Annotated in this window: 13 protein-coding genes; 10 read left to right on the top strand and 3 right to left on the bottom strand. The window is 62.1% G+C overall.

Annotated elements, in window-relative coordinates:
* Positions 1-123: 123 nt before the first annotated feature.
* Both JOE41_RS05975 and JOE41_RS05970 read right to left on the bottom strand, forming a co-directional pair.
* A complete protein-coding gene (locus tag JOE41_RS05975) occupies positions 124-1626 on the bottom strand; it encodes a polysaccharide biosynthesis tyrosine autokinase (protein WP_245200644.1) in 1503 nt (500 codons plus the stop codon).
* 203 nt (positions 1627-1829) lie between these two features.
* The gene (locus JOE41_RS05970; protein WP_028271531.1) at positions 1830-2294 is read right to left on the bottom strand and encodes an Lrp/AsnC family transcriptional regulator; all 465 of its coding nucleotides are present in this window, start codon (positions 2292-2294) and stop codon (positions 1830-1832) included.
* A gap of 159 nt (positions 2295-2453) precedes the next feature.
* On the opposite strand from JOE41_RS05970, the gene pdhA reads away from it, so the two are divergent.
* The 5 genes from pdhA (at position 2454) to JOE41_RS05945 (ending at position 8838) form a co-directional block, all read left to right on the top strand.
* Positions 2454-3677 (top strand): pyruvate dehydrogenase (acetyl-transferring) E1 component subunit alpha, encoded by a 1224-nt coding sequence (pdhA, locus tag JOE41_RS05965; protein WP_209751437.1) that lies wholly within the window; start codon positions 2454-2456, stop codon positions 3675-3677.
* The gene (locus JOE41_RS05960; protein WP_209751435.1) at positions 3674-4786 is read left to right on the top strand and encodes an alpha-ketoacid dehydrogenase subunit beta; all 1113 of its coding nucleotides are present in this window, start codon (positions 3674-3676) and stop codon (positions 4784-4786) included. The genes pdhA and JOE41_RS05960 overlap by 4 nt, the downstream gene beginning before the upstream one ends.
* Positions 4787-4790: 4 nt before the next feature.
* Positions 4791-6323, top strand: a complete 1533-nt coding sequence (locus JOE41_RS05955; protein WP_209751433.1) for a dihydrolipoamide acetyltransferase family protein — start codon at positions 4791-4793, stop codon at positions 6321-6323.
* A 225-nt stretch (positions 6324-6548) separates the two neighbouring features.
* Positions 6549-7574, top strand: a complete 1026-nt coding sequence (locus tag JOE41_RS05950; RefSeq protein WP_209751431.1) for an acyltransferase — start codon at positions 6549-6551, stop codon at positions 7572-7574.
* Between the two features lie 124 nt (positions 7575-7698).
* Positions 7699-8838, top strand: coding sequence for an acyltransferase (locus tag JOE41_RS05945; RefSeq protein WP_307800667.1), 1140 nt, complete (start codon positions 7699-7701; stop codon positions 8836-8838).
* 792 nt (positions 8839-9630) lie between these two features.
* Here JOE41_RS05945 and JOE41_RS05940 read toward each other — a convergent pair.
* A complete protein-coding gene (locus JOE41_RS05940) occupies positions 9631-9804 on the bottom strand; it encodes a hypothetical protein (RefSeq protein ID WP_209751427.1) in 174 nt (57 codons plus the stop codon).
* Between the two features lie 3 nt (positions 9805-9807).
* On the opposite strand from JOE41_RS05940, the gene JOE41_RS05935 reads away from it, so the two are divergent.
* The 5 genes from JOE41_RS05935 (at position 9808) to JOE41_RS05915 (ending at position 17045) form a co-directional block, all read left to right on the top strand.
* Entirely contained in the window at positions 9808-10413 is a 606-nt protein-coding gene (locus JOE41_RS05935) for an alpha/beta hydrolase (RefSeq protein WP_209751425.1), read from the top strand.
* Between the two features lie 183 nt (positions 10414-10596).
* A complete protein-coding gene (locus JOE41_RS05930) occupies positions 10597-11412 on the top strand; it encodes an MBL fold metallo-hydrolase (protein ID WP_209751423.1) in 816 nt (271 codons plus the stop codon).
* Positions 11413-11612: 200 nt separating this feature from the next.
* Positions 11613-13361 carry a CAP domain-containing protein gene (locus JOE41_RS05925; protein WP_245200643.1) on the top strand — a complete coding sequence of 583 codons (1749 nt, stop codon included), beginning with the start codon at positions 11613-11615 and terminating at the stop codon, positions 13359-13361.
* 201 nt (positions 13362-13562) lie between these two features.
* Positions 13563-16367 (top strand): S8 family serine peptidase, encoded by a 2805-nt coding sequence (locus JOE41_RS05920; RefSeq protein WP_209751421.1) that lies wholly within the window; start codon positions 13563-13565, stop codon positions 16365-16367.
* A 108-nt stretch (positions 16368-16475) separates the two neighbouring features.
* Positions 16476-17045 (top strand): hypothetical protein, encoded by a 570-nt coding sequence (locus JOE41_RS05915; RefSeq protein WP_209751419.1) that lies wholly within the window; start codon positions 16476-16478, stop codon positions 17043-17045.
* The last annotated feature ends 1 nt before the right edge of the window (position 17046 follow it).

Below are 17046 nucleotides of genomic sequence, written 5' to 3'. Positions count from 1 at the left end.
GTCTGCTCGCAATCCAACTCCAAAGTCTGCGCGGAACCGTGGCTGTCCATCATGGCTCAAGCGTGGCAGAGGCGAGGGAAGATATACGATCTCAGGAGCAGCGGTGGAGTAGAACAGGATGTCTCACCCAGCGCTGTTTACGTCCGACCGTGGGAACTGAGATGCGTTCCGATGAAGCTTCTCGACGCTAACTTGCTGCCTTGAGAGGACGTTTGGGTCGACCAACGGCAACGCTTTAGCAAGCCCCGTTCTTGAAGGTTCGTTAGTGGTTTTGAAACGACTCTGACGTGGCTCGTCAGCCTGAGTATAGTAGCCGTACGAATATGCGTCGGGTCCCTTGGCGGGAAGTCTGTTCAAAACCACACCGAGAACTTTGGCACCCACCAAACGAAGTGCGTCCAAAGATTTCTCAAGTTCGTTTTGTTTAACTTTCTGCGTTCCTACAACGACAACGACGCCGCCAACGTGTTGAGAGAGGACCGCTGCATCTGTTACGGGTAGAAGCGGTGGCGCGTCGAAGATGACGGTATCAAACGCCTGCTCTAGGCGCGCAATTAGGCCTCGCATTTCGTCCGAGCCTAAAAGCTCACTCGGGTTCGGCGGGATCTGCCCCGTTGTAAGAACAAAGAGATTATCGTCACCCCAAGCTTGCAGCAATTCGTTCACGTCTAGCTCGCCTAAAAGAGCTGTGGTTAGCCCCGCACTTCGATCTAGGCCAAGATATTCGTTCACCATCGGACGGCGGAGGTCAGCATCAATGAGGCATACGGTTTGTCCAGTCTGTGCCAACGCAATGGCGAGATTCGTCGCCGTTGTGCTCTTTCCTTCACCGGGCAAGGATGAAGTAACAAGAACTGTCTTTGCGTGGCCCGACACATTCGCAAACTGTAGATTGGTTCGAAGTTGTCGAAAAGATTCGGCGCGCGGGCTTTGCGTTTCAGCCTGGGTCAGAAGGGGTTTTTTCACAGCGTCTTGATCGAATGAAATCGCCCCGAGAACGGGAACATCGGTGACACGTCGCAGATCGGCTTCGCCCCTGATTCGATTGTCAAGTGTGGTTCTCAACATGGCTGCGCCAATACCAACTCCAAGTCCAACTATTACAGCGAGGATAAGATTCAGCCGAGTATTCGGTCCGGAGGGGGCATCGGGGGCGATGGCAGGTTTTATTATTGACAGCCTGACGGGGGACGTACCACCAGTTTGTGGTTTTTCCAAGTTATCGACGGCCTGGATCAGACTGTTCGACACCGCTTGGGCGACCGCGGCGGCTTGAACTGGGGAGAGATCTGTGACTGTGATGTTAATAAGAACTGTGTTCAACTCGGTGCTGGCCTTGACTCGGCTGGCCAACTCCTGTGGGGTAACAGAAAGTCCAAGTGAATCTATAGCGGGTTGGAGAACTACGGGGGAGCTCACTGTCGTGACGTAGGACTGAACTCTCGCTTGGCTAAAATTATTGCCCTGTTGCAGTTCTTGAACGGAACCTGAGCTTTGGATCGCCACGAACAACTGAGTTTCGGCTGTATAAATTGGCTTTGTCAGCACGGAAGCGGCGCCTCCAACAAGAAGTCCAGCCAAAGCCGTGCTAAGAATTAACATCCAATTACGGCGAAGGATGCGCATGTAGTCGCGTAGGTCCAAACCGGAGCCCCCCTGGTTGATTGCAGGAGGCCGAACTACGGCTGGCCTCCAACACTGCTGTTTCGTTCGGTCTGGCCCAATTGTACCCGGCCGGATTCCAGAATTAGGACGAGGTGTCAGCCGTTGAACCGTGCGCGCCCCGTGTGATAGCTGTGTATACCTATCTGTTTGAAGCCTGTAATGCGCTACCGCGTATCCACATCCTCAAACACCAAAAACGTCTGCGTATCCAGCACCCCGGGCATGGATTGCAGCTGGTCGAAGATGACGCGCCGCAGGTCCACGTTGTCCACTGCCCGAACCAGCAGGATGACGTCAAAGTCACCGCCCACAAGAGCAATGTGGTGCACTTCCGGGATGGCGCGCAGCAGCTCCCGCAGTTCACGCCAGGAGTGCTGCCTCACTTTGAGAGTCACGTAGGCCGAGGATTTCAGCCCCGCCTTTATAGGGTCAACGAGCGCCGTGAACTTGGTCAGCACGCCCTCACCCGTCAGCCGGGCGATCCGCGTGTACGCGTGCGCCCGTGAGATGTGTACGTTCTCGGCGACTTGCGTCACGGACATCCGCCCATCCCGGGTCAGCTCCGCAATGATGTTCCGGTCCACGTCATCCAGCGGCACCGCCACCTGGTCCGCCTCAGTTTCTGCCATTTGTCCACAACTCCCACGGGTAACGCGGCTCACGCTTACGATTTGTCTTTCAGGTTAGGCCAGAATTCCGTACTTCTCCACGATTTCGGCCGGGACTGGATACGAAAGTTCCTTCAGGGCGATACTGGAAGCGAATAGTGGCTACAGAAGGACGGACCAATGACGATCTCCGCGGACCATACCGCCCTCGGTCAGGACTCGCCGGAACAGACGGCCGGGACCCACCTGAGCGAAGGCGCCGCAGCTGAGGCTGTGCGCAAGTTCGGCATCACGGTGGAGGACTACATGCTGCCGGCCCGCCACCAGATCCAGATGGTGGACCAGGACGGCACCCTGAACCCCCACACCGAGCAGGGCGCCCAGCCCGGCCATGAATACGCGCTGCCCGGCGACGCCGAACTGCTGGCTGCCTACGAGCAGCTTGTCGTCGGCCGCCGCGTCAATGACCAGAATTCCGCCCTGGTCCGCCAGGGGCGCATGGCCGTCTACCCATCCAGCCACGGACAGGAAGCCTGCCAGGTGGCGGCCGCCCTCTGCCTCGCCGAGGGCGACTGGATCTTCCCCACCTACCGCGACTCAGTGGCCGTGATGGCCCGCGGCGTGGACCCCGTGCAGACCATGACACTCTTCCGCGGCGACTGGCACAGCGGCTACGACCCCCTCAAGCACAAGGTGGGCATCCAGTGCACGCCGCTCACCACCCAGCTGCTCCACGCCGTCGGCGTTGCCCACGCCGCCAAACTTCGCGGCGAGGACACCGTTGTCCTGGCCATGTGCGGCGACGGTGCCACCAGCGAAGGCGACTTCCATGAGGCCCTGAATTTCGCGGCCGTCTTCCACTTGCCCGTCATCTTCTTCGTGCAGAACAACCAGTACGCCATCTCGGTGCCGCTGGCCCACCAGTCCGTGGCGCCGTCGCTGGCCCATAAAGCAGTGGGCTACGGCATGGCCGGCGAACGCGTGGACGGCAACGACGTCGTCGCCCTCCTCGCCGTGCTGGGCCGCGCTGTCAAGCTGGCCCGCGAAGGCTCCGGACCGCTCCTCGTAGAGGCCCACACCTACCGGATGCAGGCCCACACTAACGCCGATGACGCCACACGCTACCGCCAGGACAGCGAAGTGGCCCAGTGGGTGGCCAGGGACCCGCTGAAGCGGATGCAGACCTATCTGACCGACCGCGGACTGCTGGACGACGACGGCGCCGCCAAGATCGCGGACAAGGCGGAGGAAGTTGCCACGCAGCTCCGCGAAGGCCTGGGGGAGGATGTCCCCGTCGACCCGCAGGACCTCTTCCGGTACGTCTTCTCCACACCCACCCCACAGCTAAAGGAGCAGTCCGCCATGCTCGCCGACGAAATCTCCCGGGACGAGGCCGCAAAATGAGCCCCACAGTCACCACGTCCTCCGAGGTCAACGGCAACGTCAGCGCGGCAACCGCTCGTGCCGCTGCCAAGGCGGCAGCCACTGCTGAATCAACCGGGCCGCAGACCATCACCCTCGCCAAGGCACTGAACACCGCCATGGCCGACGCCATGCACGCCGACTCCTCGGTGTTGGTGTTCGGCGAGGATGTCGGAATGCTGGGCGGCGTCTTCCGGATCACGGACGGCCTCACCAAGACCTTCGGCGAGTCCCGCTGCTTCGACACACCCCTGGCCGAATCCGGCATTGTCGGCATGGCCGTGGGGATGGCTATGAACGGCATGCGTCCGGTGATCGAGATGCAGTTCGATGCCTTTGCATATCCTGCCTTCGAGCAGATCGTCAGCCACGTGGCCAAGATGCACAACCGGACCAAGGGGGCGGTCAAGCTGCCCATCGTCATCCGTGTCCCGTATGCCGGCGGCATCGGGGGAGTGGAGCACCACTGCGACTCCTCAGAGTCCTACTACGCCCACACCGCCGGCCTGAAGGTCTTCACCCCGGCCACCGTGGCCGACGGGTACCGCATGCTCCGCGAAGCCATCGACTCCGACGACCCCGTGATGTTCATGGAGCCCAAAAAGCTGTACTGGTCCAAGGACCTCGTGGACCTTGAGGGACTCCGCTCCGAGCACGCCGCCAACACCGAACGGGGCACCTCCTCGGAAGGCCGCGCGGCCGTCGCCCGTCCCGGCACCGATGCCACGCTGATCGCGTATGGTCCGTCCGTGCCCACAGCGCTGGCCGCAGCTGCCGCGGCGGCTGAGGAAGGCCGCTCGCTGGAAGTCATCGACGTTCGCTCCATCGTGCCGTTCGACGACGAGACGGTCTGTGCGTCGGTCCGCAAGACCGGCCGCGCGGTGGTCATCGCCGAGGCCCATGGTTTTGCTTCCGTGTCTTCCGAAATTGTGGCCAGGGTCCAGGAGCGCTGCTTCCACTACCTGGCCGCACCGATCCGCCGGGTCACCGGGTTCGACATTCCATACCCGGCGCCGAAACTTGAGCATTACTATCTGCCCGGCGTGAACCGCATCCTCGACGCCGTTGACGACCTCCAGTGGGAAGACTGATCAGATGAGCGAAACGAAAGTATTCCTGTTGCCGGACCTGGGCGAAGGCCTCACCGAAGCCGAACTCGTGAACTGGCTCGTTGCCGTGGGCGACGATATCCGCGTCGATCAGCCCATTGCCGAGGTTGAGACTGCGAAATCCATGGTGGAGGTCCCGTCGCCCTACGCCGGCACAGTTGCCGTGCTTCACGGGGAACCGGGCCAGACGCTCGACGTAGGGAAGCCGCTGATCTCCGTGACGCCCATTGGCGCAAAAGCGGCGGTCGAGCCTGTCGAGACCAAGCCCAAAACCCCCGTGGTTGAGCCTGTCGAATCCGCTGCTGCCGAAACCTATCGTGAAGAGGAAAAAGCCGGCTCCGGCAACGTCCTCATCGGATACGGAACCCCCGGCGGTCACGGCCAAGCCCGCCGAACCCGTGCGCGGAAGCATCCGGTGGTCGAGCCTGTCGAGACCGGTGCAGTAGCAACTCGGACACCGGCGGTTGAGCCTGTCCGTTCGCTGGTTGAGCCTGTCGAAACCAGTAAAGATGCGGAAAAGTCCGCCGACGATCTCCTCCTCCTGCGCACCCGTGTGCCCGGCAGGCTGGGTGCTGTGATCTCGCCGCTGGTCCGCAGGATGGCCCGCGACCACGGTGTCGACTTAGGCGGTCTCCAGGGGTCCGGTACCAGCGGGCTGATCATGCGCAAAGACGTCGAGGCGGCGATAGCCCCCTCCGCGGCGGTTGAGCCTGTCGAAACCAGCCGCCCGGTGGTTGATCGGCGATCGGTGGTTGAGCCCGTCGAAACCCACCTCAGTGAGATCGACCCGCGCACAGGCCTCGGCATCAGCAGCCGAACCCCGGTCCGCGGCGTTCGCAAGGCTGTGGCCTCGAACATGACCCGCAGCCGCTCGGAGATCCCCGAAGCGACGGTGTGGGTCGACGTAGACGCGACAGCACTCGTGGAGATGCGTGCCGCCCTGAAGAAGACGGACCCACACAACACCCCTGGCCTGCTGGCTTTCATCGCGCGGTTTGTCACCGCGGGACTCAAGAAGTATCCGGAACTGAACACCCGGATGGTCACTACTGAGGACGCTGTCGGCGGGGAGAGTCAGGAGATCATTGCATTCGATGGCGTCAACCTGGGCTTTGCAGCTCAGACTGACCGTGGACTGATGGTGCCATCCATCCGAAACGCAGACAGGATGAGCGCTCGGGAACTGGACGCTGAGATCCGCCGCCTGACCGCCATCGTGCGGGAGGGTAAGGCGACACCGTCCGAGCTGGGCAGCGGTACCTTCACATTGAACAACTATGGGGTTTTTGGAGTGGACGGATCAGCAGCGATCATCAACCACCCTGAGGTTGGGATCCTGGGCGTGGGGCGGATCATGGACAGACCCTGGGTGGTCAACGGCGAACTGGCCGTCCGTAAGGTCACCGAACTCACGCTTACCTTCGACCATCGAGTTTGCGATGGCGCCACGGCCGGCGGGTTCCTGCGATATGTGGCTGATGCAATCGAGAATACTGGAATTGTGTTAGCTGATTTGTGATTTGCGGCACGGTCATCGGTCGCTAGTGCCCAGCAAGGTTGCCTGGCCCCGAGCCGTCTTCGAGCGTCGAATCCCGAATTTTGTGACGCTTCGCCTTGAATCGTCTGTTGCTGTCAGCGAATTGGCAAAGCATGGATCCAATTGACCCGTCACCTTGCCGTTACACTTGGACGACACATGCGGAGGAATATTTGGGGGGAAATCTTGGGCACAATTAGCGAGCGCTTGGACACGCGCCACAACTCTCTCAACTTCTTGCGACTGGTTCTGGCGGCCCTTGTAATCGTGTCTCACGCAAGCCCCATAGGCGGTTTCGGTGAGCCGCTCCGCTTCGGCGGGATACAGCTAGGTACCCTAGCTGTCGGCGGATTCTTCGGGATCAGCGGATATCTGATCACGAGAAGCGGGTTTAGCAGTGCATTGCTGCCTTATCTCTGGCGGCGCTTTCTTCGCATTTTTCCGGGATACTGGGGTTGCTTGGCCGCTGTCGGGCTGGGGTTTGCCGCCATCGCAGGGGTAACCCGAGGAGGATGGTCTCTGGGGATTGGTGTGGACTATTTTCTATCGAACGTGACAATGGTGTTCAGTGCCGATCTACTCCACGGGACGCTGGCTGGTGCCCCCTTCCCTGCGACTTGGAATGGATCCCTCTGGACACTTCGGTACGAGTTGTGTTGCTACGTCGCCGTCGGACTCGCGTTGCTCATCCCCCAGGTTCGCCGGATGCGGGTGATCCTTCCGCTCGCGTTCGCGGCCGTGTCTGCTCTCAGCGTCTATGTCCAGTTTTCCGGCGGGCCACTTATCGTGAGAGATATGGCGTTACTAGTCCCCTTCTTCCTTGCAGGCGCGACTCTTTACCGCTTTTCGCACCGTATACCTATCACCGGCATCTGCGCGTCTGGCGCTGCAGTCTTCCTGCTAATTGTCATGTCGTTCGATTACGGCAAGAGTCTTGCCGCACTTCCGGTGGCGTATCTGTGCCTATGGCTGGGAATCGCCCTGCCGTCCGTGTTTCGACGAGTTGGCGCACGCAACGATGTGTCCTATGGCATGTACCTTTACGGCTTCCCTGTTCAGCAAATGCTTGCCCTGGCAGGGGCGCACCACTTGGGGCTGCCTGCGTTTATGGTTCTGGGTATTCTTGCGACTGTCCCGCTGGCAGTTGCGAGCTGGATCCTCATCGAACGCCCAGCCATGAACCTGAAAGACTTGCCAGCTAGAGTTAGGTCCAAAGTTTCCGTTCGCGCCTGATATGCCGAAGCTTCAGGCGAACCCTATGTTCTCCTGACTCGCCAGGGCTTAACGTTATGCAGCTTGCCGTCAGTAAGCGACCGAGAAGTGCGAACAACTCAACAACGGGCAGGGTGCGTGTGTATTGTCTTGTGCTTCCCAGAACTGCGTTCAGGCAAGATCGACTTGGCGACCGCCGCGCGGTTCGCTCTTACCGGGGAATAAATTGACTACATATGCGCCCTTCGACCCTGCCAATAGCCAGGTTAGTCCAACGGGGCTCCCGTCCAGGCTGCCCTCGCTGACCTCGCTTCGAGGCTTCGCAGCATTGTTTGTGTTCGCCTTCCATTTGAACAGTGCCGGTGTCATCAGCTTCGCCCCCGCTAAACTCGGCTACGCGGGCGTCGCGTTCTTTTTTGTTCTGTCGGGGTTCCTTCTAGCTTGGACCGATAGGCCGGGCCAAGCGACGTCTCAGTTTTATTTGCGCAGGTTCGCTCGTGTTTACCCATCACATCTCGCTATGATGCTAGTCGCGCTCTGTATCCCAACCGGGCAGGGTGAGCGCGGCGTATTGCCGACTCTTATGCATTTATTGCTCGTGCAGGCTTGGGCGCCGGACTTCGCCTATACATATTCTCTGAACGGAGTTGCTTGGTCGCTTTCTTGTGAGGTCTTTTTCTACTTGCTGTTCCCTTTCATTGTTATTTCGCTCCGCGGTCGGTCTAACAAAACCCTTGCCGTGGTGGGCTTCGGACTGTTTTTCATCATTTCAGGTGCTGTTCTGGCCACCACAATGATTGAAGTCAACTCAACCGTTGAAGCTGTCCGGTATACTAATCCCTTAGTCCGCCTACCGGAGTTTGTTCTGGGTGTTTGTGCCGCGCTGGCCATGAGGGCGGGGTGGAAGCCCAAACTTTGGATGGGCTTTGTCCTGCTGGCAATTGCAGCGGTTGGCTTTTCTGTGATACCTGGCAAGCCAGCAGCAGATGTGTGGGGAGCTTTATTCTTTCTTGCGGTGATTGTTCACTTCGCCCATTCCGACTGCACGCGGCCATTGAAGATCATGCAAGTCCGACCACTTACGTATGCAGGGGAGGTTTCGTTCGCCTTCTATCTAGTCCACCAGATCGTGATAATTCACAGCGTCCAGCTAGTCGGAACCCGTTCCGCCGCCGGACTCATCGCCTTCTTCGTGTCAGTCTCGTGCGCAGTTGTCCTTCACCACGGCGTGGAGCAATTGGCGAATCGGGCGATCCTTTCCCGGTTCAGCAACCGCCGCGGGTAGGAGGCTGGCGGAGATTCGGGCGGAGAAGGCCGGTCCCCTAAGATCAGGCTCTCGGTACTGCTCGGCGTAAGGCTCTTCAACAGTTGCGTGTAGTCCGTCATCTGAAACCGCAGCTTCTCCGTTGGCAACAAACAGAGCCCGCCCGAGTAGTAAGGCATGTGCTTGCGACGCCCAGCTAAGACGGCCAACCTGGCAGCGATTTGGTATTCTCCGGGCCCCACGTTACTTCACAGACGTTCTTTTGGGAGGCTCGCTCCTCGACGTCGGCGTTTCCGGTTAGGCACGCACGCAGTTAACTGCCTTGGCGGTCAATTGCGTGCGCGGAGTGCTCCGCGCAGCGTACGCTAATCACGGAGGTGCCCTGGCCGCCGGAAGATCCATAGGACGTGACGTGGTTCGTCGTGACGCCGCACGGGTAGCAGTGAGTCTTGTGCTGTTTTGTAGTCATAGCCGAATCATAAGCAGGCATAGGTTTCCCGTGGACTACCGCAGTGGAACAAAAGGTGTGCGGCAGGGTCACAGCAACATTGCAATGACCGTGGCCACGACCCCCGGTGACAACGCGATGCATGTAACAGGAGTCAGCGCCGCAGCCAGTCTCCAGCCGCTCGCTCGAACGGGTCAACGAACTCCAGTAAAGCGTCAGCCCCGTGCCCACCTATCTCAGCTCATGCCGACACCGCTTCGCTCTGCAGGAGGCGCTCCCCACTAAGACGCTCCACGCGCCGGTGAAGAGATGGCCACCGCTTCCTTCCTCGCCTCGGAGGCGTCCGGTTCAGCCGCCGCTTCCGCTCACCGCAGCAGGGACCGGCCGATGAACTTCATGGGAGTGAGGAACACGACAAGCGGACGCTCGAGCAGCTGCTCGCCGGTGTCGAAACCGACAATCGGGTTGAGGGTGTCGGCTACGGCTAAAGCGACATGGCCGCCCGCCCCGGTCCGGAGAACATCTCCGAAGAGCTTCATGACGTGGTCTCACAACTGGGAATCACAATGGCGTGCATCCTGATGGGCCACTCACTTGCAGGCTTCTCCACCCCGTACTACGCGAACAAATACCCCTCGGAAGTGTCCGCGGTCATCGGCATCGATCCCACCGTCCCGGCGGGCGATGCTGCCATGTGCGATAGCACCTGCGCCGCAGGAACGCCCGCGGCAGACTACTCCTGGGCGCACATTCCTTCGACGCTTGGCCTGATCCGGTGGGCCTCGGCACTGTGCTACCGGGAGCCCGGAGGAGACAGCTTCACTGAAGCGGAACGTCGACAGATGCAGCAGATGACCGGCTGGAACTTCAGCAGCCAGGCAGCCCCGGACGAAACTCTCCGGATGGGCGAAAACGCCGCGAAGCTGAAGGACCTCCGCTACCCCGACAGCCTTCCGGATCTGGACTTTCTGTCACAGGACACCATGAGCGATCAGGCCGAGTGGTGGGGTGCGCATGAATGCCAACCCGCCAACGTGAAACGGCATGAGCTGGTTGTGCTCGACGGCGCGCACTACCTGCACTGGACGCGGTCCAAAGCGATGGCGCAGAAGATCAGGGAGTTCCCGAGCGGCGGCGACGCGCAGTAGCAGCGGTGACCGGCGCGGAAAATGACGAGTGCCGGCGTCCGGCGTCCCCCTGACAGCAGGGAAGCGTCAGGCGGTTGCCGGCCCTTATTGCTCCCGCCGCGCCCCTTTCCTCAGGCTTCCACCAGCAAGGCGTGGGTAGAATCGAGGCCTACGATCGCCGGAACGCATGATACGGAGAACAGAATGTCGCGATGGATGGAGGTCGGCCAGGGCAACCACGTGCTGACCACCGAAGGCTCGAAGCTCAATACCGGACTCATAATCGGCGCCGAACGCGCCATGGTGATCGACACCGGCGGCGGCCCACGGCAGGGCCGTGAAATCCTGGCCGCCGTGCGCGACAAGACCCAGCTGCCGCTGGTGGTGGCGAACACCCACGCTCACTATGACCACTTCTTCGGCAACGCCATCTTCGCGGACGAGGGCGTCACCGAGTTCTATGCTCACGAGAACTGTGCACGTGAGATTGAGGAGAACGGGGACCGGCAGCGCCGCATGGTCGCCGCCCTGGAACCCGAAATGGCAGCCGGTGAAGGGGCCGACGCCGAACTGGTGGTACCCAACGCCATCGTGAAGGACCAGCCCGTCCTGGTGGACCTCGGCGGCCAGACCGTCACGCTCTTCTACTTGGGCCGCGGCCACACTGACGGCGACCTCCTGGTCGGCACCTCCACCACGCTGTACGCCGGAGACCTCGTGGAGCAGGGCTCGCACCCGTCCTTTGAGGACGCCTTCCCGGAGGAATGGGCTGACGCCCTGCGGCATATCTCCGCCCTGCGTCATCGATACGAATTCCTCATCCCGGGCCACGGCGAACCCTGCAGCGACCAGTTCGTGAAGACCATGGCCAATACCATGTCCACCGCCGTCCGCCAGGCCATCCAGTCCATCCGCGACACCCCCAGTGACGCCACCAAGGCGATCCCGGTGCTGCCATATGGGCCTGAGCAGTCCCGCTGGTTCATTAAGCGCCTGCAGGAGACGCAGGCTCACCACTAGGAAGCCGGTTAGCGCGCAATACTGAAAGCATCAAGTACACACCGTAAATCCATTCGCAAGGCGCCCTTTTCACCAGCTGAAGACCGATGAGTTACATTCATTCAGGTTCCATCGGATTCTACTGGGGGTAGCGAATGAATAAGTCCATATTGTTAAGGGTTGGCGGAGTCTTTCTGACCACTTCGATTCTGTTGTCCGGAATGTTGATCCCCGGGTACGCCGCCTCGGTGGTGCCGGGTGAAACAGCCAATCTTGCTCTGGCGGCGGACCAGTACCAGGCCGAGAAGACTGCACTTCTCACCTTTATAAATGATTACCGGGCAGAGAACGGCCGCAAACCGCTCACGGTGAACCCGGACATCGCTGCCGTCGCACAGAATTGGTCAACCACCACTGCCGACGCCGGAGGTTTCAAGCACAACCCCGATTTCTGGAAACAAATTCCTCCGGGGTGGACCACGTGCGGAGAGAACATCGCCGCTAATGACGACCCGGAATCGATATTCTTCAGTTGGGTCAATTCCGAGGGCCACCGGCTCGCCATGCTTAATGCCGATTTCAAAGAAATAGGAATCGGCTACGCCTACCAGGGCAACCTCCAGGGCGAATACCCCGGAACGTATTACGCGACCGCGAATTTTGCTGCATATCCGGTGACCGTAACAGCTGCACCGCCCATATTCGCCGCGGCCGCTTATACCATCCCGGACGTTGAGGGCGTCCAGTATAGGGTCAACGGTTCGGTCAGAGCGGCAGGGACGTACCCCGGCACAGGCACGGTTACGGTGACGGCCGGGCCAAAGCCCGGCTACATAATGGCTCCGGGAGCCCCTGCCGAATGGACTGCCACGTTCAGAACAAGCCCGCTCACAGTGACCCCTGCCACCGTCGTTTTCACCGACAAGGACGGGACCGCAGAGGACACGTTCACCGTTCCCGCGACAGCGGGGGTGGAGTATCTGCTCGGCGGGAAGGTTGTTGTTGCAGGGACGTTGCCAGGTTTGGGCACAGTCACTGTGACGGCGCGGGCCACGACGGATTACGTCCTTGCCGCGGGAACTGCAGCCGAGTGGACGTTTACGTTCCAAGGGGGGCTCTCGGCGCCCGCACCTACGATATCCGGCAGCCGCACCGTCGGTTCCACGCTGACCGCCGTACCCGGCAGTTGGACGCCGGCACCGGACTCGCTGAGCTACCAGTGGTACCGCTCCGGGGCCGAGATTCCCGGTGCAACCTCGGCTGCCTACAAGCTGGCGATCGCCGACGTCGGGGCGGCCCTCACCGTGCGGGTGACCGGCGTCAAAGCCGGGTACGGAACGGTGACCGCGGACTCGGCGCCCATAGCCGTTGAACCGGCACCGTCGTTCCGCGACATCAACGGGGGGTCGGCGTTCGCCACGGAAATTTCTTGGCTGGCAACAGCGGGCGTAACTCAGGGATGGACCGAATCCGACGGTTCACGGACCTTCCGCTCTGCCCAGCCGGTGAACCGGGACCAGATGGCGGCCTTCCTGTACCGGCTGGCGGGCAGCCCGGACTTTGTCCCGCCGGCCTTGTCGCCCTTTGCGGATGTGCCCACGACCCACAATTTCTACAAGGAGATCTCCTGGCTGTGGACGGCCAAGATCAGCGAGGGCTGGAAGGAAGCTGACGGCAGTTGGACCTTCCGGCCGGCGGCGACGGTCAACCGCGACCAGATGGCTGCCTTTATCTACCGGCACTTCATCTACCGGCACCCAGGCTCGCCCGACTATGTGCCGGAAGCCACCTCCCCGTTTGCGGATATCTCCACCAACCACAACTTCTACAAACAGATTTCCTGGTTGGCCAAGCAAGGCATCACCAATGGCTGGACCGAATCCGACGGGTCCAAGACCTTCCGTGCCGGCTCTTCGATCTTGAGGGACCAGATGGCTGCGTTCATGTACCGCTACGCCAACCTGCCGTGATGCGAAGGGCATGAAAACCCGGCGGCGGCAGACCAGATCTGCCGCCGCCGGGCCATTTCTAAGCCATTATGGCAGCCCTGAAAATAAGTCCGTGAAAACAAATCAAACGTTGTTACACTCGTGCTTGACGCGGATTTCGCGGTCTCTATTTCCCGCGGTCCGGCTCCTGGGGGGTCGACGCCTGGCCCCTAGGATTTCGCGATGTTGCACGCTCTGCGCACCCGTCTGTCTTCCCGTCTCCTGATACCAGGTGTACTGGCACTGCTGTGCGGCTCGTCGCTTCCACTCCCGGCAGTTGCCGTCGATGCGCCCGTGCTTCGCGTTGCGCCGGCTCCGGCACGTGCGGCTGCCAGCAGTGTTGCCGCCACGGACCAGTTCATTGTGAAGTTCAAGGAATCAGCCGCCCCCGGGTCCGGCCTGCGCAAAGAGTCCGTCAGCACGGTGGCCCGGGACGTCGGCGTTCCTGTTTCCGATGTCCGCGGGACGGCGGCGGGAGCCCGCGTTCTGCGCGCCGACCGCACGCTCGACGCCGCAGAAACCGGCAGGGCGCTGGCCGCGCTGAAGGCGGACCCCGCCGTCGAGTACGCCGAACCGGACAGCAGGATGTACCCGGCTGCCGCGCCGAACGATCCCCTCTACCCTCAGCAGTGGGCGCTGGGGGACTCCTCCGGCGGGATGAGGTTGCCGGGTGCCTGGACGGCCACCAAGGGCGCCGGCGTGGTGGTGGCCGTGGTGGACACCGGCATCACCAGCCATGCGGACCTGAACGCCAACGTGCTCCCCGGGTACGACATGATGTCCGATCCCGCCTATTCCCGCGACTCCAACGGCCGGGACGCCAATCCCCGTGATGAAGGCGACTGGACTGCAGCCGGCATGTGCGGGGACGGCATCCCGGCCAGCCCCTCCTCGTGGCACGGCACCCAGGTGGCCGGCATCATCGCCGCCACGACCAATAACGGCGTGGGCCTGGCCGGTGTCGCTCCCGAGGCGAAGATCCTGCCGGTCCGTGCCCTGGGCCCCTGCGGCGGCTACCTCTCCGACATCACGGACGGCATCATCTGGGCCGCCGGCGGAAGCGTCGCCGGGCTGCCCTCCAACCCCACCCCGGCCCGCGTCATCAACCTCAGCCTGGGCGCCACCCAGCCCTGCTCGGCCACGTTCCAGAATGCGGTGGACTTCGCGTACGGTACGGGCGCAGCAGTGGTGGCCGCAGCAGGCAACGAGAACATGCCGGCTTCCTCGTCAAGCCCCGCCAACTGCCAGAACGTGATCTCCGTGGCCGCCGTCGCCCGCACGGGCTACCTTGCGCCCTACTCCAACTACGGATCCACCGTTGATGTCGCGGCACCGGGCGGGGACATGACCCAGACATCGCAGGACGGAATCGCGGTGGCATTCAACTTCGGCACCACCACGCCCGTGGCCTCCGAAGCCTACGCCGCCTCCGAAGGAACCTCCATGGCGGCCCCGCACGCATCAGGGCTCGCCGCGCTGCTCATGTCCCGCCTGGGGGACCTGGCCACCCCGGCCAACGTGGAAACCCGGATGAAATCCACCGCCAAGAATTACGCCTGGGCCTGCACCACCAAGGGCTGCGGCAGCGGAGCACTGGACGCCACGGCGGCACTGAACTTCCAGCCGGACCGGAACATCACCGGGACCTCTCCCACCATCAGCGGCCAGGCCGTCGTCGGGAACTACCTCTCCGCCGTCGTCCAGAACTGGACGCCCAGCGACATCACCTACTCCTATCAGTGGAAGCGGAACGGCACCCCCATCCCGGGGGCGCAGGCAGTGGCTTACCAACTGCAACCCGCGGACGTTGGCGCGGCCCTGACCGTCACGGTGACAGGAGGCCGGTTCTTCGGGGCGAGCCTTTCATTGACGTCCGCACCTACGGCCCCGGTGGCCCCCGCCACAGTGACTGCGCCCTACGACCCCGTCACCACCGGGCAGGCCATTGTGGGCGGCACCCTGACCGTGAACCCGGGCACATGGCAGCCCGCCCCGGTTTCGCTGACCTACCAGTGGCTCCGCACCGGCACGCCCATCCCCGGCGCCACGGCCGGCACCTACACGGTGACCGCAGACGACAAGGGAAAGACCCTCGCTGTCCGTGTCACGGGCACCAAAGACGCCTACCTGTCCGCGCAGCGCACCAGCGCTTCCACAACCACAGTGGCCACAGGTGCGGTCCCGGCACCGGTGCAGTTCACGGACATAATCGGCGCCCCCAACGACACCTACACGGTGCCCTCGGCCACCGGGGTGGAGTACCTGATGGGCGGGAAGGTGGTTCCCGCCGGCACCTACCCCGGAAGCGGCACTGTGTCCGTGACCTCCCGCGCCACCGCCGGTTACGCCCTGGTGGCCGGCTATGCCTCCAGCTGGACCTTCGCCTTCAGCCCTGTGGTGTTCAACGACATCACCTCCGCGTCGGCGTTCCACGCCGAGATCGACTGGCTGGGGCTCAACGGCATCACGGAAGGTTGGACATTGTCCGACGGCACCCGCGTCTTCCGCCCGGCAGAGCAAGTGAACCGGGACCAGATGGCCGCCTTCCTCTACCGGTTGGCAGGCAGCCCGACGGAGTTTGTACCGCCAGCCCAGTCGCCCTTCGCGGACGTGCCCACCACGCACCACTTCTACAAGGAAATCGCCTGGCTGTGGACGCAGAAGATCAGCGAGGGCTGGGAGGAGGCCGATGGCTCCTGGACGTTCCGCCCGGCGTCCACCGTCAACCGTGACCAGATGGCAGCCTTCATCTACCGCCACGACCTCTACCTCCACCCGGGATCCCCCGACTATGTGCCGGAAACGACCTCTCCGTTTGCTGACATCCCCGTTACGCACAACTTCTACAAGCAGATCTCCTGGCTGGCGAAGCAGGGCATCAGCAACGGCTGGACTGAACAGGACGGATCCAAGACCTTCCGGCCGGCAGCATCCATCCTCCGGGACCAGATGGCTGCGTTCATGTACCGCTACAAAGGGCAGCCCTGACGGGAGGCCCCTGCCCACCGTTGTGTTACGGAAGTGACAGGGTGCAACGAGTGTGAGCAGTGATACATTCTGCTAGTGACCACTGGGGGAAACGTAAGGAGACAGCGCATGTTTGAAGGTGTCCCCGATGAGGACGCATGGCGCAACTGCACCACGCTCGAAGGCGCTTGCGAACTGACTGCGCGCTGGCTTGAGGGCACCCTCAGCTACGTGCCCGGCTACGCCGCGCCGCAGAACGCCGGAGAGAACGGCCCCATGAGCGAGGCCCTGGCCGCGATCAACCGTCTTGGCTTCCTCACGGACGACTCACAGCCCGGGGCGGAGATGTCCGGCGGCCACGGACAGCGCGCCTTTGTGACCGGACGCTGCACGGAGCAGTCGGCAGCCATAATTTCCGCGGTGCTGGTGGAAACGGACCTGGTGCTGCTGGTGTTCCCTCCGGGTGAATCGGGCACCGGACAGATCTGTGTGACCCTGGACGGCGCCCGGGAGTTCACCTGGCTGGGCAGCTCCGGCGGCCCCTCCTACGCCCACGAAACCTACACGGACTGGACCAACGAGACCCTCGCGAAATCCTTGGCCGAATGCTGGGAACTGCAGATCTTCGACCCCGTCTGGGGCCGGAACACCAAGCTGGTTCCCCTCCTGCAGGAGGCCCTGATCACCGCGAAGGGGTGAT

The organism is Arthrobacter sp. PvP103, from assembly GCF_017833075.1.
GTDB lineage: Bacteria > Actinomycetota > Actinomycetes > Actinomycetales > Micrococcaceae > Arthrobacter.
This window is presented reverse-complemented; position numbering and strand designations above follow the sequence as displayed.

Bases quoted from the DNA above. Each gene is read 5' to 3' on its own strand.
- JOE41_RS05930 (WP_209751423.1), top strand. From the start codon at position 10,597: ATGTCGCGATGGATGGAGGTCGGCCAGGGCAACCACGTGCTGACCACC.
- JOE41_RS05915 (WP_209751419.1), top strand. From the start codon at position 16,476: ATGTTTGAAGGTGTCCCCGATGAGGACGCATGGCGCAACTGCACCACG.
- JOE41_RS05970 (WP_028271531.1), bottom strand. From the start codon at position 2,294: ATGGCAGAAACTGAGGCGGACCAGGTGGCGGTGCCGCTGGATGACGTG.
- JOE41_RS05955 (WP_209751433.1), top strand. From the start codon at position 4,791: ATGAGCGAAACGAAAGTATTCCTGTTGCCGGACCTGGGCGAAGGCCTC.
- pdhA (WP_209751437.1), top strand. From the start codon at position 2,454: ATGACGATCTCCGCGGACCATACCGCCCTCGGTCAGGACTCGCCGGAA.
- JOE41_RS05940 (WP_209751427.1), bottom strand. From the start codon at position 9,804: ATGAAGCTCTTCGGAGATGTTCTCCGGACCGGGGCGGGCGGCCATGTC.
- JOE41_RS05920 (WP_209751421.1), top strand. From the start codon at position 13,563: ATGTTGCACGCTCTGCGCACCCGTCTGTCTTCCCGTCTCCTGATACCA.
- JOE41_RS05975 (WP_245200644.1), bottom strand. From the start codon at position 1,626: ATGCGCATCCTTCGCCGTAATTGGATGTTAATTCTTAGCACGGCTTTG.
- JOE41_RS05925 (WP_245200643.1), top strand. From the start codon at position 11,613: ATGTTGATCCCCGGGTACGCCGCCTCGGTGGTGCCGGGTGAAACAGCC.
- JOE41_RS05960 (WP_209751435.1), top strand. From the start codon at position 3,674: ATGAGCCCCACAGTCACCACGTCCTCCGAGGTCAACGGCAACGTCAGC.